Source organism: Pseudomonas sp. CFBP 8772 (genome assembly GCF_014841665.1).
GTDB classification, from domain to species: Bacteria; Pseudomonadota; Gammaproteobacteria; order Pseudomonadales; family Pseudomonadaceae; genus Aquipseudomonas; species Aquipseudomonas graminis_B.
Window position 1 is genome coordinate 142,248 of record NZ_JACYUI010000013.1, and the last position, 22,000, is coordinate 164,247.

Annotated in this window: 21 protein-coding genes and 1 tRNA gene; 12 read left to right on the plus strand and 10 right to left on the minus strand. The window is 61.1% G+C overall.

The annotated features are described in order from the left end of the window. Window positions 1-56: 56 nt before the first annotated feature. The 5 genes from IFT99_RS22445 to IFT99_RS22465 all read left to right on the plus strand — a co-directional run bounded on the left by IFT99_RS22445 (window position 57) and on the right by IFT99_RS22465 (window position 5,682). The gene (locus IFT99_RS22445) at window positions 57-3,473 is read left to right on the plus strand and encodes a dermonecrotic toxin domain-containing protein (RefSeq protein WP_192135247.1); all 3,417 of its coding nucleotides are present in this window, start codon (window positions 57-59) and stop codon (window positions 3,471-3,473) included. 82 nt (window positions 3,474-3,555) lie between these two features. Continuing rightward, window positions 3,556-3,774 carry a cysteine-rich CWC family protein gene (locus IFT99_RS22450; RefSeq protein WP_108122281.1) on the plus strand — a complete coding sequence of 73 codons (219 nt, stop codon included), beginning with the start codon at window positions 3,556-3,558 and terminating at the stop codon, window positions 3,772-3,774. Beyond that, on the plus strand, window positions 3,764-4,456 hold the full coding sequence (locus IFT99_RS22455; RefSeq protein ID WP_192135249.1) for a pseudouridine synthase: 693 nt from the start codon (window positions 3,764-3,766) through the stop codon (window positions 4,454-4,456). The genes IFT99_RS22450 and IFT99_RS22455 overlap by 11 nt, the downstream gene beginning before the upstream one ends. 83 nt (window positions 4,457-4,539) lie before the next feature. Beyond that, window positions 4,540-5,424: an alpha/beta fold hydrolase gene (locus IFT99_RS22460; RefSeq protein ID WP_192135251.1), complete on the plus strand. Its 885-nt coding sequence runs from the start codon at window positions 4,540-4,542 to the stop codon at window positions 5,422-5,424. Between the two features lie 184 nt (window positions 5,425-5,608). Continuing rightward, window positions 5,609-5,682 (plus strand) — tRNA-Gly (locus IFT99_RS22465). 99 nt (window positions 5,683-5,781) lie between these two features. On the opposite strand, the gene IFT99_RS22470 is transcribed toward IFT99_RS22465, so the two are convergent. Next, window positions 5,782-5,922 (minus strand): hypothetical protein, encoded by a 141-nt coding sequence (locus IFT99_RS22470; RefSeq protein WP_167355829.1) that lies wholly within the window; start codon window positions 5,920-5,922, stop codon window positions 5,782-5,784. Here IFT99_RS22470 and IFT99_RS22475 point away from each other — a divergent pair. After that, on the plus strand, window positions 5,917-6,726 hold the full coding sequence (locus tag IFT99_RS22475) for an EAL domain-containing protein (RefSeq protein ID WP_192135253.1): 810 nt from the start codon (window positions 5,917-5,919) through the stop codon (window positions 6,724-6,726). The genes IFT99_RS22470 and IFT99_RS22475 overlap by 6 nt on opposite strands. A 57-nt stretch (window positions 6,727-6,783) precedes the next feature. On the opposite strand, the gene IFT99_RS22480 is transcribed toward IFT99_RS22475, so the two are convergent. Both IFT99_RS22480 and IFT99_RS22485 read right to left on the minus strand, forming a co-directional pair. Next, window positions 6,784-7,554, minus strand: a complete 771-nt coding sequence (locus IFT99_RS22480; protein WP_192135254.1) for an alpha/beta hydrolase — start codon at window positions 7,552-7,554, stop codon at window positions 6,784-6,786. Between the two features lie 636 nt (window positions 7,555-8,190). Continuing rightward, window positions 8,191-8,667, minus strand: coding sequence for a hemerythrin domain-containing protein (locus IFT99_RS22485; protein WP_133772400.1), 477 nt, complete (start codon window positions 8,665-8,667; stop codon window positions 8,191-8,193). 39 nt (window positions 8,668-8,706) lie between these two features. Between IFT99_RS22485 and IFT99_RS26525 the strand changes: the two genes are divergently transcribed. Continuing rightward, the gene (locus IFT99_RS26525) at window positions 8,707-8,832 is read left to right on the plus strand and encodes a hypothetical protein (protein ID WP_274605157.1); all 126 of its coding nucleotides are present in this window, start codon (window positions 8,707-8,709) and stop codon (window positions 8,830-8,832) included. 92 nt (window positions 8,833-8,924) lie between these two features. On the opposite strand, the gene IFT99_RS22490 is transcribed toward IFT99_RS26525, so the two are convergent. Continuing rightward, on the minus strand, window positions 8,925-9,122 hold the full coding sequence (locus IFT99_RS22490) for an SPOR domain-containing protein (RefSeq protein WP_192135256.1): 198 nt from the start codon (window positions 9,120-9,122) through the stop codon (window positions 8,925-8,927). A gap of 210 nt (window positions 9,123-9,332) precedes the next feature. On the opposite strand from IFT99_RS22490, the gene IFT99_RS22495 reads away from it, so the two are divergent. After that, window positions 9,333-10,367 (plus strand): DUF4917 family protein, encoded by a 1,035-nt coding sequence (locus tag IFT99_RS22495; RefSeq protein WP_065992328.1) that lies wholly within the window; start codon window positions 9,333-9,335, stop codon window positions 10,365-10,367. A 3-nt stretch (window positions 10,368-10,370) separates the two neighbouring features. On the opposite strand, the gene IFT99_RS22500 is transcribed toward IFT99_RS22495, so the two are convergent. Together IFT99_RS22500 and IFT99_RS22505 are read right to left on the minus strand one after the other, a co-directional pair. Beyond that, window positions 10,371-10,814, minus strand: a complete 444-nt coding sequence (locus IFT99_RS22500; RefSeq protein WP_192135258.1) for a DUF2442 domain-containing protein — start codon at window positions 10,812-10,814, stop codon at window positions 10,371-10,373. A 354-nt stretch (window positions 10,815-11,168) separates the two neighbouring features. Next, window positions 11,169-11,399 (minus strand): hypothetical protein, encoded by a 231-nt coding sequence (locus tag IFT99_RS22505; RefSeq protein WP_192135260.1) that lies wholly within the window; start codon window positions 11,397-11,399, stop codon window positions 11,169-11,171. 410 nt (window positions 11,400-11,809) lie between these two features. Here IFT99_RS22505 and IFT99_RS22510 point away from each other — a divergent pair, with 410 nt between their 5' ends. Further along, the gene (locus IFT99_RS22510; RefSeq protein ID WP_192135262.1) at window positions 11,810-12,709 is read left to right on the plus strand and encodes a DMT family transporter; all 900 of its coding nucleotides are present in this window, start codon (window positions 11,810-11,812) and stop codon (window positions 12,707-12,709) included. On the opposite strand, the gene IFT99_RS22515 is transcribed toward IFT99_RS22510, so the two are convergent. From IFT99_RS22515 to IFT99_RS22530, 4 genes are all read right to left on the minus strand, one after another. Continuing rightward, window positions 12,706-13,923, minus strand: coding sequence for a class I SAM-dependent methyltransferase (locus tag IFT99_RS22515; RefSeq protein WP_192135264.1), 1,218 nt, complete (start codon window positions 13,921-13,923; stop codon window positions 12,706-12,708). The two genes, IFT99_RS22510 and IFT99_RS22515, sit on opposite strands and share 4 nt — an antisense overlap. Window positions 13,924-14,064: 141 nt before the next feature. Further along, window positions 14,065-14,682, minus strand: a complete 618-nt coding sequence (locus IFT99_RS22520) for a TPM domain-containing protein (RefSeq protein WP_192135266.1) — start codon at window positions 14,680-14,682, stop codon at window positions 14,065-14,067. A gap of 27 nt (window positions 14,683-14,709) precedes the next feature. Then, window positions 14,710-15,495 (minus strand): TPM domain-containing protein, encoded by a 786-nt coding sequence (locus IFT99_RS22525; RefSeq protein WP_192135268.1) that lies wholly within the window; start codon window positions 15,493-15,495, stop codon window positions 14,710-14,712. Continuing rightward, window positions 15,495-16,058 (minus strand): LemA family protein, encoded by a 564-nt coding sequence (locus IFT99_RS22530; protein WP_420793016.1) that lies wholly within the window; start codon window positions 16,056-16,058, stop codon window positions 15,495-15,497. The genes IFT99_RS22525 and IFT99_RS22530 overlap by 1 nt, the downstream gene beginning before the upstream one ends. 342 nt (window positions 16,059-16,400) lie before the next feature. Between IFT99_RS22530 and bglX the strand changes: the two genes are divergently transcribed. From bglX to IFT99_RS22545, 3 genes are read left to right on the plus strand one after another with little or no spacing between them, the layout of a single operon-like run. Continuing rightward, the gene (gene bglX, locus IFT99_RS22535; RefSeq protein WP_065992316.1) at window positions 16,401-18,698 is read left to right on the plus strand and encodes a beta-glucosidase BglX; all 2,298 of its coding nucleotides are present in this window, start codon (window positions 16,401-16,403) and stop codon (window positions 18,696-18,698) included. Window positions 18,699-18,741: 43 nt separating this feature from the next. Beyond that, window positions 18,742-20,505: a sensor histidine kinase gene (locus tag IFT99_RS22540; RefSeq protein ID WP_192135270.1), complete on the plus strand. Its 1,764-nt coding sequence runs from the start codon at window positions 18,742-18,744 to the stop codon at window positions 20,503-20,505. Then, entirely contained in the window at window positions 20,499-21,845 is a 1,347-nt protein-coding gene (locus tag IFT99_RS22545; protein ID WP_192135272.1) for a sigma-54-dependent transcriptional regulator, read from the plus strand. Before IFT99_RS22540 ends, IFT99_RS22545 begins: the two co-directional genes overlap by 7 nt. The last annotated feature ends 155 nt before the right edge of the window (window positions 21,846-22,000 follow it).

The window sequence follows — 22,000 nt, forward strand, 5'->3', positions numbered from 1 at the left end:
CATTGCAACCCGGCATCGCGCCATAGTGGGCACCTTTCCACGTGGCGCGATTTTTCATGAACGACCGCAGCAGCGCTCATTCCGCGAGCGGCCTTGATCTCATTTCCAACGACACCCTGCCCCATGGCGGGGATTTCAGCGTTTCGCCGTTCGTCGAGCCTTTGAGTCCGGTTGAATCCCTGGAGACCGCCGCCGTCGCGCCCGCTGAACCTCACTCGCTCAACCACAAACGTTTGATGCGCCAGGCCGTCAGCCCGGTCGCCGAATTGTTGTACGGATCATTCTGGGTCCTTAAAGCCTGGCAACTCGATCTGGCGTTTCCGCACTCAATCGTCCGCCATCTGGACCAGAGGCTGGAGGAAACGCTGAAGGCCCGATTCGCCACGGCAATCGACATCGATGAGCTGCACGTCAGTTTTGACACTGCGCTGGAGCCAGCCGTGGAGGTCGACGGCCGGGAGCGTTTCGAGCTGCGCCTGACGCTACGCGAGCTGGGCCGGGAGACGCTGAACCCGCTCGCACTCCTCGCCCTTCAACGCTGCGCCGAGGCTGATCGCCCGCTGTCGGCCTCGACGCCCTCGCTGACCGTCTCCGTGTTTTTCGAGCTGCTCATTGAAGCCCGATGGACACTGGAATATGAGCAGATGCAGCGTCAGTTTTGGGAGCAGCACGGCGACACATGGGAGATGCTCGCCAGGCTGGCGTTTCTCGATGGCCTGACCCGCTTGCATTCGCGCAAGCGCATCGATAACGAAGGCCATCTGCTAGCGCTCGATGCACTGGCGCTCAGCCGTTTCCCGCAACAGCTTCAGGACCTGCAGCCGATCAGGCCACCGGCACGCTCGACCGTGCGCGGGTTGGCGCTGAACGGCGAGATCATCCCCGGTATCTTCCATGTACGATCCAACACCACGGGGCATTGCTATGTCCATGTGCTGGGCAGCGCGCCCCACTGCCATGAGTACATCAGCGATGACGCGCCCTGGAAGGCGGACAAGGTGCTGGAGGCGATCAACGCATCGGCCTGGCATCGGCTGAATCTTTCCCTGGACGGCACGCGCACGGCCCTCACGCTGGGGGATCCTTCGGACGACGTGTTCGCTCAACTGCGTGTTGCCCAGCAACGCTTTTGGGCTGCGCGACTGACCGGCGGAGACACGGTTGAATCGCCCGACGCTCTCATCGACGACGACCACGCGGCGCTCATGCCCATCGAGCCAGCGCTGGCCCTGGTCAGCGCCCTCGATCACTGGCACCACCATGAGCCATTGCTGGCGCGAATCCCGACGCCCCTCGGGGTTGCAAATCGGCTCATGGGCCAGTGGCTCAGGCAGATGTCTCCCCGGCTCAAACCGGTCCCGTTGAATCAAACGCACACTTTGATCACAGACCCGCAGCAGGTGTTCATCCGCTACCTGCCCGGCACGTCGAGGACGCCTTGGGGCCACCCGCGAATCGCGGCGGCCAACGTCATCGTTGCGCCAGATGAAACGCCCGTCACGCTGAGTCAGGCACTGCTGAGCCGTTTCAGGGCGCTTCAACCTCAGGGGTACGATGACGAAGGCGGGCGCTGGGTCGTGTATGCCGACCCCAGCGGCAAAGGGACGTGGTCGGCGGAAGCGGAGCTTAATATCAGCGCAACCAGCGTCGAGGCCTACATTCAGGGCATCGATTTTCTCGGGCTCATGCAGCACCAACTCGGCCGGTTCTGGCAGCAGCAACGCGCCGACGTCGAGCGTTCACTCTGGTCGACGTTCATCGGCCAGGCGCTGCTGGCCCTGAAGAACGGCGATCTTCCAAGGGACAGCTTCCACAGGGTCACCGATGCTGTAGAGCAGGCTCAGCAGGTGCATCTGCCGGACACGCCACTTTTCGGGACAGCACTCATACGCTGGAGCGCTGCGGGCTTTTACGTGGGCAACGGCCTGCCACTCGGTGCCGACTGCCCTCCTTGCGTCGGCTTGCTGATGATCAGGGCTCCAGGCCAGGAAGGCGGCGTGCTTTATCAAGCCGGTCAGTCCAGGCCCTTCGTGCCTTTCAGCGGTCGTCAGGCGCTCATCGACCATCTGACTGCCGCCGCCGCCGACCCTGCCTGGCGCGAGACAGTGCTCAGCTACATGCCGCGCCGTCTTCACGTCAGGCTTGGTTATATCCTCGAGCTGTGGGGCGGGGTTCGTGCGCCGGCCGAACCGGTTTCGATCCTGCGTCCCTGGACCGAGCCGCTTTACAGCCCGGACACCCATGCCGCTCGGCAACATCAATGGGACGAGCAGAAACTGTCCGGCTCGCCCATGGGCTTCATCTGTGAGGGCCTGCGTCTTAACAGCCAGTACGACGCCGAGGACCGCATCGTCACCGACCGAGAGCAGGCACTCGGCAGCTGGCTTCAACACCTCAATCGCCTGCAACTGCTGCTGGCACCGATGGCGCTCTTGCTGCCGGCGGCCTCGGTTGCGGCGCTGACAGCCAGCGCGGCAAGTGTCGCGCTCGGCATTCAGGCCGCCAACCTCCCCGGCGACCGTCAGGAAGAGCGGCGCCAGGTGATGTTCGCCATTCTGTCTCTGGGACTGTTACACATGGCGCCGGCCACACCACGGCTGCTCCAGGCGTTCCGCAAACTGGCAGCGCCGACTAAAGCCCTGAGCCGAGGGCTTGGGCGGGGGCTTGGACAGGGGCTTACGCGAGGCCAGTCCGTTCCACCTGCCCATCGTTTCGGGGACTGGCTGCGGCGCTCGACCCATGCACGCAAAACGCTGATCAAGCCGTTTTTCAATGGCACTGCGCTGATGAAGACATGGCGCGTGGCGGGCAGCGCCGAATTCGGTACGTCAGCGGTTCAGGTGTGGAAACTGGGGCGCAAGTTTCTGTTGTGGACCTCGCACCGGAGCCAGGCCCGCACGCTGGTCGTCAGCAGCCATGGCTACTACCTGCCCTGGACACGCACGACAGCAATCCCCAACGGCACGGAGCTCAGAACCTTCGCGCCCCACGGCCATGAACTGGTGGACCCGATACTGCACCGGATTGCCAGCCAGTCCGTACGGCCCTACGCAATGCTGAACAGTACACAGACGCTGCCCGGCCCGGGCGTCGGGCCGTTTCATGACATGCTGGCGCGGGACACGCTGATGGCCGGCACCTTGCTGCCGGGGCGCATCAAGAACTACACCCTGGCGAAATTTCAGAGCGAGCACTATGAGAGTTATCGGGACATCAGCCAGATCGTGCGCAACAGTCATCAGCCGCCGCTGCCCAGTCCACTGCCGAAAACGCCCATGGATGTGCTGACCGTGCGCAACCGGTTCGGCATGACCAACCCGACCCTGCAGGACCTGTTCGGGGCGTTGCATCGGCAAGGAATTCATTACGACAACATCCTGCTGGTGCATTGCCGATGCCCTGCCGTGGGATCATTGCTGGGGCGCTCCCCCTCTTTTGTAGCCCCCCCGGGCCCATCGCCGATTACCCCGTAGGCGCATCGGCCGAGATCACATGCTCATGGCGCAAGACAGGGCGGCGCGCTAGCATTGGCGGCATTCAAAGGCGGCGCCCTACATGGACACTCACATCATCGACACGAGCATCTGTCCGGTTTGCGGCGCCGGTAACCGCTGCACCTTGGCTGATCCGCGCACAGTGGACCAGGCCTGCTGGTGTTTCACCGCCGAGATCGACCCGGCGGTATTGGCAGCCCTGCCCGAAGAGGTCCGTGGACTGGCATGCCTCTGCCCGCGATGTGCCGGCCTTGAAGCGGCGAGCCGCGATGCGTCTTGACCGTTTCCTCAGCAACCTGCCGCGCTTCAGCCGCAAGGACGTGCGCCTGGTGCTGATCGCAGGCCGTGTGCAGGTCGACGGGGTGCCGGTCAAAAACCCGCTGCATGAGGTGCGCGAATTCAGTCAGGTGCGGATCGATGACCAAGTCCTTCAGCTCGGCAAACCCGCCCGCTACTTCATGCTGAACAAGCCCCAGGGTTGCGTCAGCGCGACCGTCGATCCGCAGCACCCCACCGTGCTCGATCTGCTCGATGAACCGGACAAGGACGATCTGCACATCGCCGGCCGCCTGGATTTCAACACGTCCGGGCTGATGCTGATCACCAACGATGGCCAGTGGTCGCGACGCCTGACGCAGCCAACCACCAAATTGGCGAAGGTCTATTACGTCGAGACCGAAGACGAAATCGGCGCGCATTACATCGAGAAATTCGCTGAAGGGTTTTATTTCGCGTTCGAGGACCTGACGACACAGCCCGCCGCGCTGACGATTCTTGCCAGTCATCGCGCCCGGTTGAGCATCGTCGAAGGGCGTTACCATCAGGTCAAGCGCATGTTCGGCCACTTCGACAACAAGGTGACCCGGCTGCACCGCGAAAGCATGGGCCCCTTGATGCTCGACCCCACGCTGAAGCCCGGACAGTACAGAACGCTGAGTGCCGATGAAATCGCGTTGATCTGAAACCTGAGTCCTATTGCCTACCTGTCACGAAATCCGTGCAACGTGTCTGCGCGCACCCCGTTTTTTCGTCAGGAGACATGGAGATGAAAGCAGAAATCGCTGTGCTGGATATACAGGGCCAGTTCCGGGTGTATACGGAGCTGTACCGCGCGGACGCCGCCGAGCAGACCATCATTCTGGTCAATGGCTCGCTTGCAACGACCACCTCCTTCGCTCAGACCGTGCGCAACCTTCACCCGCAATTCAACGTCGTGCTGTACGATCCGCCCTACGCCGGTAAATCAAAACCCCACAATGCCCATGAACGGCCGCTCACCAAAGAGATTGAAGGCCAGCTGCTTCTGGAGCTGATCGACCATTTCAACGCCGAACTCCTGATGTCGTTCTCATGGGGCGGCGCGGCGGCACTGGTCGCTCTGGCGCACCGGCCCAAACGAATCGAAAAGGCAGTCATCAGCTCGTTCTCTCCCGTCATCAGCGACCCGCTGCGCGACTATCTTGAGCGCGGCCGGCAATACTTCGGCACTTACAATCGTCACGGGGTCGGGGAGTTGCTCAACAGCACCCTGGGCAAACACCTGCCCTCGCTGTTCAAACGCTACAACCACAAGCACGTCAGCTCTCTGGATTTGCATGAGTACGCGCAGATGCACCACCACATCGATCATGTGTTGGACCCGAGCAATCATCCTCAGATGAAAGCGGCGAAGCGCATCAATGTGCCGGTGCTGTTCATGAACGGCGCGTGGGACGAATACACCTCGGCTGCCGACGCCCGGCACTTCGCTCACTACATCCGCGACTGCCACTTCAGCACCCTTCAGGATGCCGGGCACTTTCTGGACATGGAGAACAAGGCGGCATGCCTGGCATCGAAAAATGCACTGCATGGGTTTCTGACGCCCGCGCCTGAACCCCGCCGCGTTCATTACAGAACGGGGCAGTTGCAACAGGCGTTTGCGGTGTGATTGGACTGGGAGATGCAAGAGCAGAAGACGGGGAAGGAATGGTCTGCTGCAGAACCTGATGAGCGCGATTGGACAGCGAATCAGGGGTCGACGAGGTGGCATTTGGTCGGTGCGGCATATAACGCTTCAATTAACACGCAGCATCTGGTACAAAGTCAGCCGCGCCAAAGGCGTCGATTTAAAAGCGGGTATAGTTTAGTGGTAAAACGAAAGCTTCCCAAGCTTTAGTTGAGGGTTCGATTCCCTCTACCCGCTCCATCTCCCCCAGTGTTTCCGGGCCTTTCAGCCCTCCTTCTCTCAGAATCAACCTCGCCTCTTGCCCTCGCCTTCTAAAAGCCCGAGACAGGCCGCCCCCTCTCACGCATCGACTTCGCTACCGCTGATCCCCTGCTGAAAATCCGCAGCAAAGTTTTCACCGACGCTGCCGATACAGAGAAACCAGTCGCTCGAAATCCACAGATCGACCGACCAAATCTCAAGGCAGTGACGATCATGCAACACATTCCCCTGGCAACCTTCGAATCCATTGGCTGCGCTGAATGCCGAAACCTTGAAGGGCTGGGATTCGACTTCACCATGGCTTTTCAGCCTATTTTCAACGTCACCACGGGCGCGCCCTTCGCTTACGAGGCGCTGGTAAGGGGTGTCAACGGCGAGTCCGCCGCGTTTATCCTGGGCCAGGTCAACGACGGCAACCGATACCGTTTCGATCAGGCATGCCGAGTGCGGGCCATCGAGCTCGCTACCCAGTTGGGCCTTCCCGCGATTCCAGACTGCAAGCTGAGTATCAACTTCCTGCCCAAAGCGGTGTATCGGGCGGAAACCTGCATTCGCGCAACCCTTGAAGCGTCTCGGACGTTCGACTTCCCGGTGGATCGGCTTATGTTCGAGGTCACCGAAGGCGAGCGCGTCGAAGACCCGAACCATCTCAAGTCGATTTTTGAAGAGTACGCGCGGCAAGGTTTCACCACCGCTATAGATGACTTCGGATCAGGATATTCCGGCCTCAACATGCTGGCGATGTTTCAGCCACAGGTGCTGAAAATCGACATGGCGCTCACCCGTGATATCGACCGGGACGGTGTACGTCAGGCGATTGTTGAAGGGATTGTGCTGGTTTCGAAGCGTCTGGGTATCACCGTGGTCGCCGAAGGCATCGAGACCTGCGAAGAGCGCGACGCCTTGCTGGGCCTGGGCGTCGAACTGATGCAGGGCTACCTGTTTGCCAAGCCCATGGTGGGGCAATTGCAGCCGATGCCGTCGCATCTGATAAGCGGCTCGGACGTTGTCGAAGTCGCTTGATTCCCAGAGCAATCGTTGACGATCCTGGGGTTAGGGGTCAGTTATGAAGGCGACACATCACTCCGCCGCGTGAGTGGCTGCCTGTTCGATCAACGCGGCCACTTCCTGCGGACGGGACTGGTACACCGAGTGACTGGCGCCTTTGATCTCGATGGTGTGGCTGTTGGCCCGCTTGGCGTACATGCGTTCAAGGTCCGGGTTGATGATCCGGTCCGCCCCGGCCACTGCGTACCAGCTAGGTTTGGTTTTCCACGCAGGCACCCCAGCGGGCGTGGTGAATACCGACGCAGCGGTCGGCTTCTGGGAAATGGCTTCGAACTCAGCCTGAGCCTTGGGCAGGTCAGCCGCGAAATCCGCCGGGTAGAACGCCGGGTCAAGGGACAGGAAACCGTCAGCGGTTTGCTTCACCGCCTTGGTGGCGTTAGGAAATAATTTGCCGTTCTGCGCTTCGGTTTCACCCTGATCCAGCGCGTGAGCGGCGATGTACACCAAGCCCACGACGTGCGCGTCATTGCCGACGTCCGTGATGATCGCGCCGCCATAACTGTGACCGACCAGAATCGTCGGGCCATCCTGCTGGTCAACGATGCGCTTGACCGCCGTCACGTCATCGGCGAACGACATCAATGGGTGTTCAGCGATCAAGACGTTGTACCCGTCCTTGCGCAGGATCTCGTAGACCGGCTTCCATCCCGAGCCGTTCACAAAGGCGCCGTGGACCAACACGATGTTCTTCACCGGGGCAGCCTGCGCCGCACTGGCAACGCCCAGCGCCAGGGCGCCCGCCGTAAAAACGCTTAGCAGCAATGACGCGTTGATTCTGTTCATGGGGTGTTTCCTCAGTGTGCATTCATGGTCGGCGATCTGCCCGGGATAGCCAAAGCCTGGCGCCGCCCTTCGTTGTGAATCATTGAATGCGCTGCACGTATCTGCAGTGTGTCGCTGAGGGGGGAGCTTTCAGTCAGCACGTATCGGCAAGGGGTCTGGATACACGGGTATACAAAGCTGGCGCTTTTTTTGTGGGACTGGCTTTAGCCGGGAAGAGGCAAGTGTGTTCGTCATCAGTTCTGCAGCGTGTCGGCTGACGCTTTCCCGGCTAAAGCCGGTCCTACAATGAGGTCCACCGCCAGTCCCACTGAATGCACGCAATTGAAATGTGGGACTGGCTTTAGCCGGGAATAGGCAAGTATGTTCGTCATCAGTTCTGCAGCGTGTCGGCTGACGCTTTCCCGGCTAAAGCCAGCCCTACAATGGGCTAGCCGCCAGTACCGCTGAACGCATGCAATTCAAATGTAGGACCGGCTTCAGCCGGGAACAGGTCGGTTGCCCATCCGCCCCATTGAAAGTGCTGCAGCAGGCTTGAGCGGAACCAGGATGCTGGGCAGATCCCGACCTGGCCTATAGGCACAACCAGTCACCCACAAAAAAGCCCGGAAATTCCGGGCTTGTTCGTGCCGTCAACGCTTACGCCGCAAGGCTCGGCGACGACAGTGACTTCTTGTATTCAGCCTTCATCGCTTCCATCTGCGCACCAAGCTCTTCCAGCTTCTTCTTGCCCAGCAACTTTTCAGCTTGCGGGAACATCTCTTCCTCTTCTTCCTCGATGTGGTGCTCCAGCAGCTCTTTGACCACTTTCACACGACCGGAGAACTCCGGGGTGGCAGGGTCAGTTTGCTTGAGGTCCGGCAGCACAAGGGCATCGACAGTGCGGTGCTCTTCCTTGGCTTCGTAGTACATGATGTCCTGCTCTTTACCGCCCGCCTCTTTGAAAGCCGGATAAAGAATTTCTTCTTCGATCTTGGTGTGGATGGTGATTTCCATTTCCAGCTTGGCCAGCAAGTCCGTGCGCTTTTTAACACCGCGCTCAGTGGACTCACTCAGTTGGGTCAAGATGGCCTTTACGCGTTCATGGTCGGCTTTCAACAGTTCGATGGCGTTCATATAGATTTCCTCTAGATCACGGTAGGCGGGTCGATCTAAGTGCCGACCCTGCTGGTTCGTGATGAGTATTGCATCGAGCGTGCCGAAAAAGCGGAGTATCAAAAAGCGCAACGAATCAGACAGTTAGCAAAAGACGTGAAATACGGAATCGTGCAGCCTGCATGAAACTTCGCGAACGGATAGTGCAGTTCACGAGTTGCCATCCGCCTGATTGAGCTCCGGCAAAGCCAGAGCTCAACTAGCGATAAATAGCGTTATTAGTGCGATTTAGTCGCAGGCGCCAACGCCGTCCGCTCTTGATAAGCCGGCAGGGAAGCCGCGAACGCCATGGCTTCTTCGCGAGTGGAGAACGAGCCTAGTCGGTCGTGATGGGTGCAGACCCGCCAAGGACCGTTGTTCACGTTGATCACATCGTAGCCGTTGAAATGCGTCTTGCTGAGCATTGCGGTATGCATGGCGATCTCCCCTCATTCAAGAGAGTGTTGTGGGTTGTCGGATAAAACCTTACACCCGCCATTCACTCTATAGACGTTACCGAGACCAGCGGTGCCCTGCCAAGAATGCTCGAAGCCGGGATGCTGCGTTGACAACGCCGACCTGGGTTTCTATAAGTCCCCTCCGTTCTGGCGTCCGGTCAGTACCTGCTCACCTGAAAGCGAAGCGAGATGATGGAATTCACGGATTTTGATGCCGAACTGGCCGACTGGAACACCCTGCAAGCCGCCACTCCCTGCTCGGGACTGCTGCTGGGCAACGGCGCCAGTCTTGCCGTATGGAAGAACTTCGCCTATGACTCGCTGTTCGAGCTCGCGCAGACCACGCGCAACAAACCCCTGAGCGCCACCGAGCTGGCGCTGTTCAAATCCATGGAAACGGAAAATTTCGAGCCGGTGCTCAGCGGCTTGAAAGTCGCCATGCGCGTCAATGCGGCGCTGACGATTGGTTCGTCATCGCCACGCAACCGCTATTTTGCGATCAAGGAAGCCCTGATTCACGGCATCCGCTCGGCGCATATCCCGTGGCGGCTGATGGAAGCGGCCACCATCGCCAGGATCAGCGACGCCCTGAGCCGCTACCAGACGGTGTATTCCACCAACTACGACCTGCTGGCGTACTGGGCGGCGATGCATGGCGCGCAGCCATTCGATGATCTGTTCGACGACGATGCGATGTTCAACCTGCACCGCACCGACAGCCACGCCACCCGCGTCTTGTATCTGCACGGCGGCATGCACCTGGTGAAGAATTTCGACGGTACGGCGCGCAAGCTGATGTCCTCGGAAAGCACGCTGCTGGGCAGTTTCGCGATCAACGCGCTGGAGGATGTGCCGCTGTTTGTCTGCGAGGGCCGCAGCGACGAAAAGATGAAGATCATTCGCGGCTCGGACTATCTGTCGTTTTGCCACGCCCAACTGGCGCAGCATCAGGGCGCGCTGTGCGTCTTCGGCCACTCGCTGGGCAAGCAGGATCGACACATCCTGAACGCCATTCTCCAGGCCCGCCCCAAATCCATCGCCATCTCGGTGCTGCCGCGCAGTGACGCCTTCATCCAGCACCAGAAACGCCGCTACAGCGAACTGTTTGAAGGGCAGAACATCGAGCTGACATTTTTCAACGCCACCACCCACCCGCTGGGCGATCCGACACTGGCCGTGCCGGTGGCGCGATTGAAGGAAGCGCTGGAGTTGAAGAAGAGCTGAGGGTTAGCGCGGTGAATGCTCATATTCCCAACCCCGACAGGCCAAAGCTACGTGCTTGGGGATAAGTGCAGCACCGCTGCTATAAGCAGTAATGGTTCGACGCGTAAAGCCCAGCTCGATGGCCGCTGCCGAGAGAGAAAGGTTGTTCTTCTCCATCCATTGTTTGAAGTCTCGCGTCGGCATGACTTCACCGGCCTGCTCCAACGCCAGCCGGTGAAGCGTCGACGCAGCCAGCTCGATGTCATTGCCCCACGAGACGTCAAACCCCCAGTCACCCAAAGTCACTTGGCCGAATAGCGTTTCATCCTTCAGCGGCGTCAGCGCTTCAAATTGGTCGATGTAGGGGGATAAATCTACGGTATGACGCTTGCCGTTGTTCCAGTCGAGTATCAATGAGCGGCTGTTCGCGACAGGTTGCGCAGCGGCGATGCGTAATTTGCTGGTCATGTCTCAAGTCCTCCGATTCTGCTCATACCAGATCCGCCATAAGTCGCGGGTATGACTCCTGGCCCACTGCAGCGCTTCTTTCAGCGCCGTCCCCTCAGCGCCCTTGCCTAAGACCCTTAAGCCATCAATTTGCACGAGCGACTCCCCGCCAGGGTCTGGACGTGGAAATGGGGTGGGGCGTGGTCGTCCGGATAGATTTTGATCTTCCAGTTGCGATTGTTATGTACGGTAGCCATGGCGGGATACTAGAGATTTTTTCCCCAGGACAAACTCTGCACGGAAAAACAAGAACCGGACCTTTCAGGTCCGGTCCTCCAGCCGCTTACCGCTTCCAATCTTCCCAGCCGCTGCCCTTTATTCGTTACCTTCCGACAACGACCCCACCACCACTGCCCCACCCTGGGTATGTTTATTGACACTGGTGGCGACCGATTCGGTGGTCAGGCGCATGCTGCTGAGGGCGGCGAGTCGGTCGCTGCTCGTCGTGTGCACGACGCTGCCCGACCATTGAGCGGCCACCGTCGCCAGCCATGCGAAAAGGAATACCACGACACCCTGCAACGCCCATTTTCCGATAACCAACACGATGGTTCTCCTGGCTGAATTCGACGGCATCAATTTGACCTTCTAACTGTTGCAGCAACATTGCATTCAACTTCTGCACCAACATTTGGAACGATTCAGTCCGCAGTCGCAAAATCCTCGAAAACGGCATTTCCGCCCTCGCCCCCTTCCCGGCTAAAGCCCGTCCCACTGGGTGCAGTCTCTTCCCGGCTGAAGCCGGTCCTACAAATACGGCCGTCGCCAATCCCGCTGAATGCGCGCAATTCAAATGTAGGACCGGCTTCAGCCGGGAAGAGGCCGGTTTGAGCGCCGCAGGATTAACGGGTGAAGTGTACGGACGATTCCGCACGCAGCTGTAAAGGGCCGCCACTCCGCTTCTGTGGCTGAATGAGCTCGCGTTTCGCCCCCACAAGAACAAGGCAAGACCTTCTATGTCCTCTCGTGAAAACACCGGCATGGTCCTCGGACTGATCGGCGTGGTGATCTTCAGTCTGACGCTGCCCATGACCCGCATCGTGGTGCAGGAAATCCATCCCTTGCTCAACGGTCTGGGCCGCGCCTTGTTTGCGGCGGTGCCGGCGGCGGCGTTGCTGCTCTGGCGCAGAGAAAAATGGCCTACCCGCGCGCAGTTCAAGGCGCTCATGGTCGTGGCGTTGGGAGTGATCGTCGGGTTCCCGGTGCTCTCGGCCTGGGCCATGAAAACCCTGCCGGCCTCCCACGGCGCACTGGTCAATGGCCTGCAACCGCTGCTGGTCGCCATCTACGCCGCATGGCTTTCCCATGAACGACCGTCGAAAGCCTTCTGGGCCTGCGCGGCCATGGGCAGCGTTCTGGTGCTGGGTTACGCGCTGATCAGCGGCGCCGGCAATCTTCAGGCCGGTGATGTGCTAATGGTCGCCGCAGTGGCGATCGGTGGGCTGGGTTATGCCGAAGGTGGCCGTCTGGCCAAGGAGATGGGTGGCTGGCAGGTGATCTGCTGGGCGCTGGTCATTTCGATCCCGGTATTGATCGTGCCCGTCAGCTATCTGGCGTGGCAGCACCAGGGCCCGATTTCTCCCGGCACCTGGTGGGCCTTCGGGTACGTGTCGCTGTTCTCGCAATTCATCGGATTCTTCGCCTGGTACGCCGGGCTGGCCATGGGCGGCATCGCGCGGGTCAGCCAGATTCAGCTGGTGCAGCTGTTCTTCACCATGGCCTTTTCAGCGCTGTTTTTCGGTGAGCACATTGATCCGACGACCTGGATCTTCGCCGCCGGTGTCGTGGTCACGCTGGCCATTGGGCGCAAAACGGCGGTGATTGCACCCAAGCCGGTTGCTGCCGCTCCCATTTAGCCGAGCAGGCCATCCGCCTGGAGCAAGCGCTCCAGGCACTGTTCCTGAATACCGTAGAACACTTTCAGCTCCTGGATCTTTGCCAGCAATTCAGCAGGGTCCGCCGGGGTGGCGCGCTTGACCGCCAGAATCATCTTGTTCTTGTTGGTGTGCTCCAGCGAGATGAACTCGAAGACCTTGGTTTCATAACCGCTGGCCTCCAGCAGCAACGCGCGCAAAGCATCGGTGACCATCTCGGCCTGCTGGCCCATGTGCAAACCGTATTGCAGCATTGGCTTGAGCAGCGTCGGGCTCTGGATCTGCAGGCGGATCTGTTTGTGGCAGCACGGCGAGCACATGATGATCGAGGCGCCCGAGCGGATGCCGGTGTGGATGGCGTAATCGGTGGCGATGTCGCAGGCGTGCAAGGCAATCATCACGTCCAGTTCGCTGGGCGCCACCGAACGCACGTCACCGCACTTGAACACCAGCCCCGGATGCTCCAGCTGCGCGGCGGCGTTGTTGCACAGCGTGACCATGTCTTCGCGCAACTCGACGCCGGTGACGTTGCCTTCGGCCTGCAAGGTGTTGCGCAGGTAATCGTGGATGGCGAAGGTCAGATAACCCTTCCCCGAGCCGAAATCTGCGACCGTCACCGGCTTGTCCAGCTTGATCGGCGACGTCGCCAGGGCGTGGGAGAACACCTCGATGAACTTGTTGATCTGCTTCCACTTGCGCGACATGGCCGGGATCAGCTCGTGCTGCTTGTTGGTCACGCCCAGGTCGGTCAGGAACGGCCGGCTGAGTTCCAGGTAGCGTTTCTTTTCGCGGTCATGCTCGGCCGTCGGGGCTTCGCGTTCCTGCTGGGCCTTGTTGCGGAACAGCGTGCTCTTGCCCTTCTTGCTGAACTCCAGCTGCACTTCATCGGTGAGCGACAGCAGATGAGCGTTCTTGAAGGACTCGGGCAGCAGGCTGGCGATCAGCGTCTGCGCTTCGGCGAGGGGGTGATTTTTGGTGATGTCGCGGGTCTTGTAGCGATAGACGAAGGACAGGCAAGGCTGATCCTTGACCGTGACGGGCTTGATGATGACCCGCTGCAACTCCGCTTCACTTCCGACGTACTTGGCCAGCACCAGTTTGATCAGCGAATTTTGCGTCAGGCAGGTGTCCAGCAGACTCAGGAACTGAGCGCGGTGGTCCTGCGCAGGAACGGTGGCGGGTGCGGTAACGGACATCGGAAAGCGCCTCGGGAGCAGAAATGCGAGGCGCTATTTTAGGCGGGTCGTAAGCAGTAGGTGCAATTAAATGACGCGGAGCATCGGAAGACGCATTCCCACGCGGGGCGCGGGAACGATCGTGTCGGCAGCCGTGAGGCCCTACTCCAACACCACCAACCGGTTTGGCAGCTCGTTGCGCGCCTGGGTCACGGGCACCTGCTCGCTCAGCACGTCGCCGCACGAACGAATGCACCCTACGAAACCTTCCAGAATCCGGCCGTCCTTCACCTGCCGGGTAAAGGTCTCGACCATCGCGCGCCAGACTTCGTTGTCCACGCGCCGAGCGATGCCGTCATCAACGATGATCTCGACATAGCGCTCGGCCTCGCTGACGAAAATCAGCACGCCGGTGCCATTGGCGGTGGCATGAAGATTCTGTTCGAGAAACTGCCGACGGGCGAGATTACCCGCCCGCCAATGCCGCACGCGAATAGGCACCAGCCGCGTGGTGATGCCCGGCAAGCGGCACACCAGCGCTACCACGATGAAGGTGACAACCTGCACCAGCAGCAGGTGATTGGCACTGAGCCAGCCGGTCAGCAGGTTGATCAACCCCGGCACCAATAACGCGACGACCCCGGCCCAGATGAGCGGCACGTAGGTGTAGTCATCAGCGCTGGTCGCCAGCACCGTCACCAGTTCTGCGTCGGTCTGACGCTCGACGGTTTCGATGGCGTGGGCAACCCGCTGCTGTTCGTCTTTATTGAGCAATGTCATGCAAGCAAACCCTTCCTGAGCGAACGACTACCAGCCACCGGAGGCACCGCCCCCGCCAAATCCACCACCGCCACCGCGCATACCGCCGGAGCCGGAGCCCGATCCTCCTGAACCGAAGCCGCCGGAACCGCCGGAACCGAAACCGCCAAATCCACCGCCGCCACCGGAGCCGATGGACCTGCCCCGCCCGGACCGTGCGCTGATGTAACTGATGACCACGAACAGCACCAGAAACAGCAGGGTCACTTTCCAGTCGACGCCTTGGTCCTCACTCGCCGCAGCACTGCCAGTGGCGCCGACTGCCGGCTCGGCGAGGGGATCGCCGCCGAGCACCTGAACCATCGCCTCGGCACCTTTGGTGATACCGCCGACAAAATCGCCCTGCCGGAACGCCGGCGTGATGATCTGATTGATGATCACCGATGACTGCGCATCCGTCAGACGATCTTCCAGGCCGTAACCCACTTCGATGCGCACCTTGCGCTCGTCGCGGGCGACCACCAACAAGGCGCCGTTGTCTTTGCCCTTCTGCCCGATGCCCCAGTGACGACCCAGCTGATAGCCGTAGTCCTCAATGCTTGAGCCCTGTAAGTCAGGCAACGTGACCACCACCACTTGCTCGGTGGTCAGTTCTTCGTGCGCGCGCAGCATCTGTTCGAGATGCTCTTTGCTCGGGCCGTCGATCATCCCGGCGGCGTCGACAACGCGCCCGGTCAGCGGCGGAAACGTGAGGTCGGCTTGAGCCCATTGGGCAAACATACCCACCGACATCGCCAGTAACGCGACCAGCACTCCCCGGCGCGCGCGTCCCATCAGAACTTCACTTGCGGCGCTTTGTCAGCGTCAGCGGCGGTGGCTTCGAAGTTCGGACGCACCGGCAGATCGCTGTACATCACCGTATGCCACAGACGGCCCGGGAAGGTGCGGATCTCGGTGTTGTAACGCTCGACCGCCGTGATGAAATCGCGACGGGCCACCGCAATGCGGTTTTCCGTGCCTTCAAGCTGAGATTGCAGCGCCAGGAAGTTCTGGTTGGATTTGAGGTCCGGATAGCGCTCCGAAACCACCATCAAGCGGCTCAATGCGCCGGTCAGCTGACCTTGCGCGTCCTGGAACTGCTTGAGTTTGGCCGGATCGTTCAGGGTGCTGGCGTCTACCTGAATCGACGTCGCCTTGGCCCGCGCTTCGATGACTGCGGTCAGGGTGTCCTGCTCTTGTTTGGCGTAGCCCTTCACCGTTTCCACCAGGTTGGGGATCAGGTCGGCGCGGCGTTGATACTGGTTCTGCACCTGTGCCCAGGCGGCCTTGACCTGCTCGTCGTAGGTCGGAATGTTGTTGATCCCGCAGCCGGACAACAGGGTCGTCAGCAGCATCATCAACGCCAGTGACAATTTGTAACGACTGCCCCGGCTGTGGTCATAACGCTCTGTTTGCATGGCGTGCGTGCTCCCTGTACTCATCAATAATTAGTCCTGTCAGTCATGACTTTAGCCAAACCGGACGATCCCCGGCATAATCCCGCCCCATCGCGTTGTCAGGGCTCTGGATTGCCGGGCCACAATCAGATAAAACTCGTTGCGCTACTGATGCTCATATGAGACAGGAGTTCAGCGACGTTGCCGTCCTGACGACAATAAAAAACCAAAGGTTCGACACCTATAACAATGGCTGACCGGTATTACGCGCGAGTTGCCGGCGACGCCTTGAGAAAACCATTCATGAATAAGCTGTGTTTCCTGAGTCTCGTCATCGGCCTGGTCAGTCAGTCCGCCTGGGCCGAAAACGCCACCACCGGCGTCGGCACCGCTTCCACGCTGCAAGCCAAGAATGCATTCATCGCCAACCTGATGAAGCAAATGACCCTAGACGAGAAGATCGGTCAACTGCGCCTGATCAGCATCGGTCCGGAAATGCCCAAGCCGGAAATTCTCAAGGAAATCACCGCCGGCCGCATCGGCGGCACGTTCAACTCCGTCGTGCTGCCGGACAACCGCGCCATGCAGGACGCCGCCGGGCACAGCCGCAACAAGATTCCGATGTTTTTCGCCTACGACGTCGTCCACGGCCAGCGCACGGTATTCCCGATCAGCCTGGGCCTGGCGTCGACCTGGGACATGAACGCCATCACCCGCACCGGTCGCGTGTCGGCGATCGAAGCGGCGGCCGACGGCGTGGACATGACCTTCGCGCCCATGGTCGACATTACCCGCGACGCACGCTGGGGCCGCAGCTCCGAAGGGTTCGGCGAGGACACCTATCTGGTGTCGCGCATCTCCGCCACCATGACCCGTGCGTTTCAGGGCACCAGCATGCAGGCGCCCAACAGCATCATGGCGGTGGTCAAACACTTCGCCCTGTATGGCGCGGTCGAGGGCGGTCGCGACTACAATACCGTCGACATGAGCCCGGTGCGCATGCAGCAGGACTACCTGCCGCCCTATCGCGCGTCGATTGATGCTGGCGCAGGGGGCGTGATGATCGCGCTCAATTCCATCAACGGCGTGCCTTCCACCTCCAACGCCTGGCTGCTGCAGGACGTGCTGCGCAGGGACTGGGGCTTCAAAGGCGTGACCGTCAGCGACCACGGCGCGATCAAGGAATTGATCGACCACGGCGTGGCAAAAGACTTCCGCGAAGCCGCCAAGCTGGCGATCAAGGCCGGCGTCGACCTGAGCATGAACGACAAAGCCTACGGCGAAGAGCTGCCGGGGCTGGTGAAGAGCGGCGAAGTGTCGGAGAAAGAAGTCGACAATGCCGTGCGAGAAGTGCTCGGCGCCAAGTGGGAAATGGGCCTGTTCGCCAACCCGTACCTGCGCATCGGCGCGGCAGTGGATGACCCCGCCGACCGTAACGCCGAAAACCGTTTGCACCGTGCCGAAGCCCGCGACGTCGCGCGCAAGAGCATCGTGCTGCTGAAGAACCAGAACGACACCCTGCCGCTGAAGAAGCAAGGCACCATCGCCGTGATCGGCCCGCTGGCCAAGAGCTCGATGGACATGCTGGGCAGCTGGTCGGCGGCCGGTCTGGCGCGTCAGACCGTCAACGCCTACGACGGCATTGCGGCGGCGGTCGGCGACAAGGCCAAGCTGATTTATGCACTGGGCTCCAACGTCACCGACAATCAGCACGCCATTACCTACCTGAACAAAATGGACGACCAGATCGCCATCGATCCGCGTCCGGAACAGGAAATGATCGACGAAGCCGTCAAGGCCGCGCAGCAGGCTGACGTCGTGGTGGCAGTGGTTGGTGAGTCACGCAACATGTCCCACGAAGCCGCGAGCCGTGTCGACCTGGTGATCCCCGGCCGTCAACGGGAGCTGATCCGCGCGCTCAAAGCCACGGGCAAGCCGCTGGTGCTGGTGTTGATGAACGGCCGGCCGCTGGCGCTGGGCGAAGAAAACGAGCTGGCCGACGCCATGGTGGAGAGCTGGTTCCTCGGCACCGAGGGCGGCAATGCTCTGGCTGACGTGTTGTTCGGCGACTACAACCCGTCCGGCAAACTGCCGATGACCTTCCCCCGTTCCGTGGGTCAGGTGCCGGCCTACTACAATCACCTGAACACCGGTCGTCCGTACCGCCCGAATGATTCGAACTACACCTCGAACTATTTCGAAGAGCCGACCAGCCCGCTGTTCCCGTTCGGTTACGGCCTGAGCTACACCCAGTTCAGCGTCTCGGACATCACCCTGTCGATCAACAAGATGACCCGCAAGGACAAGTTGACCGCCAGCGTCATGGTCAAGAACACCGGCAAGGTCGCGGGTGAAACCGTGGTCCAGCTTTACCTGCGCGACGTCGCCGCGTCGATTAGCCGCCCGGTGAAAGAGCTGAAGAACTTTCAGAAGGTCATGCTGAACCCCGGCGAAGAGAAATCCGTGAGCTTCACCCTGACCGAAGAAGACTTGAAGTTCTTCAATCCGTCGCTGAAGTACGCGGCCGAGGCGGGCGAGTTCAAGCTGATGATCGGCCTGGATTCGGAGAACGTGAAAGAGACGACGTTTAACTTGCTATAAGGCAGGAATCCGGGGCGAATGCGCCAGCCACTGAAAGGAGGTCATGCCCATGCCCCGTTCCGTCCGCCTTGTGCTCTACGTGTTGCTGATCCTCGCCGGTGCCGCCATCGCGGCGACGCTGGCGATGCATCAGGCTCAGCGGCATGCCCTGGAAGACGATGCCGAACGTTCCAGGGACCGTCTGGCGCTCTACGCCAATACGCTGCAAACCCTGATCGAACGCTATCGGGCACTGCCGGCCGTTCTGGCCCTTGATCCGCAACTGCGGGCGGCGCTGAGCGGCCCGGTCAGCGCCGACACCACCCAGGCGCTCAATCTCAAACTGGAGCAGATCAACGGCGCTGCCCAGTCCTCCACCCTCGAACTGCTCGACCGCAACGGCCTTGCCGTCGGCGCGAGCAACTGGCGTCTGCCGAGCAGCTATGTGGGTCACAACTACGGCTTCCGCCCCTACTTCACGCAAACCCGCGCCAACGGCGTCGGGCGCTTTTATGCCGTCGGCGTGACCAGCGGCATCCCGGGTTACTTCCTGTCGAACGCGGTGCGTGACGAGGCCGGGCAGTTCATCGGTGCCATGGTGGTCAAGCTCGAGTTTCCGGACCTGGAACACACCTGGGCGCAAAACGATGACCTGCTGCTGGTCAGTGACGCCAAGGGCATCGTCTTCATTGCCAATCAGCCGGGCTGGCGCTATCGGGCCCTGCGACCGCTGAACGAGCAAGAGCGCGCCGAACTGGCGAGCACGCGTCAGTACGACAAGCAACCGTTGACGCCCTTGCATCAGGAGCCGCTGCTTGCGTTCGGCGAAAATAGCCACCTCAGCCGCGTTGACGCCCCCAACGAGCAGGCGGATTTCTTGTGGCAGTCGATGCCGCTGCCGACCGAGGGCTGGACGCTGCACCTGCTGCGTAAACCGCAGCCCGCCAGCGAAGACGCGCGCAATGCAGGTCTGGCGGCGGCAGGCATCTGGCTGACCCTGGTGTTCCTCGGGCTGTTTTTGTATCAACGCTGGCGCCTTGCCCGGGTGCGCCAGCGCAGTCGCGAAGAGCTTGAGCGTCTGGTGGAAGAGCGCACGCGCGACCTGCACACCGCGCAAGACGGTCTGGTGCAGTCGACCAAGCTGGCGGCGCTCGGCCAGATGTCCGCCGCCCTCGCCCACGAAATCAACCAGCCTCTGACGGCGCAGCGCATGCAGCTCGCGACCCTGCGTTTGTTGCTGGAGCATGGCCGTGTCGACGATGCGTACAAGGCGTTGAGCCTGCTGGATCAGCAGCTGACGCGCATGGCCGCGCTCACCGGCCACCTGAAAACCTTCGCCCGTAAAAGCCCCAGCGGCCTGCGCGAGCGCCTTGATCTGGCCACCGTGGTCGATCAGGCGCTGCTGTTGCTGGATGCGCGGATTCGCGAAGAGCGCGTCAGCTGCGTGCTCGACCTCACGCGTCCGGCCTGGGTGCGCGGTGACGCGATTCGGCTGGAACAGGTGCTGATCAATCTGATGCGCAACGCCTTGGACGCGATGGGCGATAAACCGCTCAGGCGTCTGGAAATCCGCATCGATGCACAGGGCGAGCACTGGTGCGTTTCCGTCATCGACAGTGGCGGCGGGATTGCCGAAGAACACTTGGCTAACGTATTCGATCCGTTTTTCACCACCAAACCGGTGGGCGATGGCCTGGGGCTGGGGCTCGCGGTTTCGTTCGCCATCGTGCATGAACTGGGCGGCCGGCTCAGCGCCGAAAACATTAATAACGGCGCGCGGTTTTTCTTCTGTCTGCCCCAGGCCCCGGAGGCCGACGCCCCATGCTGAACGCGGTAATCGTGGTGGATGACGAGGCGCCCATCCGGGAAGCGGTGGAGCAATGGCTCACGCTGTCCGGGTTCGAGGTGCGTCTGTTCAGCCGTGCCGAGGAATGCCTGGCGCAAGTGCCCGAGCACTTTCCCGGCGTGATCCTCAGCGATGTGCGCATGCCCGGCATGGATGGCTTGCAGTTGCTGGCCGAGTTGCAACGGCGGGATCGCGATCTGCCGGTGATCTTGCTGACTGGCCACGGCGACGTGCCAATGGCCGTGGACGCCATGCGCGACGGCGCCTATGACTTTCTCGAAAAGCCGTTCACCCCTGAAACCCTGCTCGGAAGCCTGCGGCGGGCACTGGAGAAACGCGCGCTGGTGCTGGAAAACCGCGCGCTGCATGAACGGGCGGATAACCGCTCGCGGCTCGATGCCACGCTGCTGGGGATGTCGCCGGCGATGCAGACATTGCGGCGGCAGGTCCTGGACCTCTCGCAACTGCCGGTCAATGTGCTGATTCGCGGCGAGACCGGCAGTGGCAAGGAAATGGTCGCGCGTTGCCTCCATGACTTCGGTCCGCGGGCAGACAAGCCGTTCGTTGCGGTCAACTGCGCGGCGATCCCGGAGCAGTTGTTCGAAGCCGAGCTGTTCGGCCACGAAAGCGGCGCGTTCACCGGCGCCCAGGGCAAGCGGATCGGAAAACTGGAGTACGCCCACGGCGGCACGGTCTTCCTCGACGAAATCGAAAGCATGCCGCTGGCGCAGCAGGTCAAGCTGCTGCGGGTGATCCAGGAGCGGCGGATCGAGCGACTGGGTTCGAACCAGAGCATCGACATTGATGTGCGCATCATTGCCGCGACCAAGCCCGATCTGCTGGACGAAGCCAGGGCCGGGCGTTTCCGCGAAGACCTGGCCTATCGGCTGAACATCGCGGAATTGCGCCTGCCGCCGTTGCGCGAGCGGCGAGAAGACATCCCGATGCTGTTCAGCCATTTCTCGCGGACTGCGGCGGAGCGCCTCGGCCGCGACGCGCCGGTATTGAGCGGGGAACAACTGAGCCATCTGCTCAGCCACGACTGGCCAGGGAACGTGCGCGAGTTGGCGAACGCGGCCGAGCGCCAGGTGCTGGGGCTGGACGGTCCCGCTGCGCAAGAGAACCCGATGGGGCAATCGCTGGTGGCGCAGCAGGAAGCGTTCGAAGCGCACTGCATTCGCTCGGCGTTGCGACGGCATAGGGGCGACATCAAAGCGGTCATGCACGAACTGCAACTGCCCCGCCGTACGCTGAATGAAAAAATGCAGCGACACGGACTGGTGCGCGAGGACTTTCTAGCGGGAGACAGTCCTACAGGATGACCGCGGGGGGTCCGTAGGACCGGCTTCAGCCGGGAAGAGGCCAGCGTGAACACCATCAATTTCGCGGCGTGACACCCGACGCCTTCCCGGCTAAAGCCAGTCCCACAAAGCGCACGCGGTGATCCCGTGGGACCGGCTTCAGCCGGGAAGAGGCC